The organism is Streptomyces sp. NPDC001315 (assembly GCF_042896175.1).
Classification (GTDB): Bacteria; Actinomycetota; Actinomycetes; order Streptomycetales; family Streptomycetaceae; genus Streptomyces.
Map to the genome: position 1 here is coordinate 1 of NZ_JBIAWZ010000058.1, position 1,627 is coordinate 1,627.

Here is a 1,627-nt window from a genome sequence, read left to right on the forward strand (position 1 = left end):
CTGGCTGTCCGCGTGCGTGAAGTGCTGGGCCCGCTGTTCGAAGACGATTCCTTCGCTGAGGCGTTTTCGTCACGGGGTCGTCCGGCGGTGTCGCCGGGGGCGCTGGCGCTGGTGTCGGTGCTGCAATACGCCGAGGGACTGACCGACCGGCAGGCCGCTGACCAGGTGCGGGCCCGTATGGACTGGAAGTTTCTCCTCGGCCTGGAACTGGACGATTCAGGGTTCGATTTCTCCGTGCTGAGCGACTTCCGCGCCCGGCTGATCGAGCACGGCCTGGAGGAAAAAGTCCTTGACCTGGTCCTGGAGCGGATCTCTGACCTCGGGCTGCTGCGTTCCGGGGGCCGTCAGCGCACCGACTCCACCCATGTCCTGGCGGCCGTGCGGACGCTGAACCGGATGGAGTTCGTCGGCGAGACCCTGCGCGCGGCGCTGGAAGCCCTGGCCGCCGCCTCCCCGGCATGGCTGTCGCCGCTGGTCACCGCCGACTGGGTCAAACGCTACGGCGCCCGGATCGACTCCTACCGCTTCCCCAAGGGCGACAATGTCCGCCAGGAGTGGGCCAGGCAGGTGGGCCTCGACGGCTTCACCGTCCTGGAGGCCGTCTATGCACCCCAGGCACCTGCCTGGTTACGTGAGGTCCCCGCCGTCCAGGTCCTGCGCCGGGCCTGGGTAGAGCAGTACCACCGCGACGGCGAGGAGGTGCGCTGGCGGGAGGGCAAGGACCTCCCGCCAGCCAGATATCGGCTGTCCTCGCCCTATGACCTCGGCGCCCGCTACGGCATGAAGCGGGGTTCGGGCTGGTGCGGCTACAAAACCCACCTGACCGAGACCTGCGAGCCGGATGGGCCCCATGTGATCACGAGCGTGGAGACGACGGACGCCACCGTCGACGATGCCGAGATGACCGAGACCGTTCACCGGAACCTGGATGAGCGCCGGTTGGCGCCGGGCGAGCACGTGGTGGACGCCGGCTACGTGACTGCCGCCCACATCCTTGCCGCACGTGACGAGCACGGCATCACGCTCCTGGGGCCGGTTGGCCTGGATACACACCACGGCAAGCAGGACGACGTCGGCCCGGATCTTTCCCAGCGGGCGTTCAGCATCGACTGGGACCGGCGCAAGGCGGTCTGCCCCCGCGGCGCGGTCAGCATCAGCTGGTCTGAGCAGGTCAAATCCAGCGGCACCCCGATCACCCGGGTCCAGTTCGCCGCCACCGACTGCCGTCCCTGCCCACTGCGACCGGCCTGCACTCGGGCCTCCGAGAAGGGCCGCTACGGACGCAGCCTGACCCTGCTCCCGCGTGAGCAGCAGAAAATTCTGGAACAGCGCCGGCAGGAACAGCAAACCGAGGAGTGGAAGAAGCGGTACGACATCCGGGCAGGCGTCGAAGGAACGATCTCACAAGCCGTCCGCCGCACCAGCATCCGTCGCACCCGCTACACGGGACTCGCCAAGACCCACCTCGGCAACGTCCTCGCCGCCACCGCGATCAACATCGTCCGAATCGACGCCTGGCTGACCGAAACCCCGCTCGGCGGGACCAGGACCTCACACGTGGCCCGCCTCGAACTCACCGCGTGACCCACGGGCACGGCAGCCGGTTTACGGATTTCTCAACGGAGTC

The 1,627-nt window shown here is 68.1% G+C and carries 1 protein-coding gene; it reads left to right on the top strand.

Going from position 1 to position 1,627, the window contains the following annotated elements; all coding sequences use genetic code 11:
• On the top strand, positions 1-1,584 hold a 1,584-nt coding region (locus ACFY16_RS43095), incomplete at its 5' end, for an IS1182 family transposase (RefSeq protein ID WP_390652687.1).
• Positions 1,585-1,627: the final 43 nt, after the last annotated feature.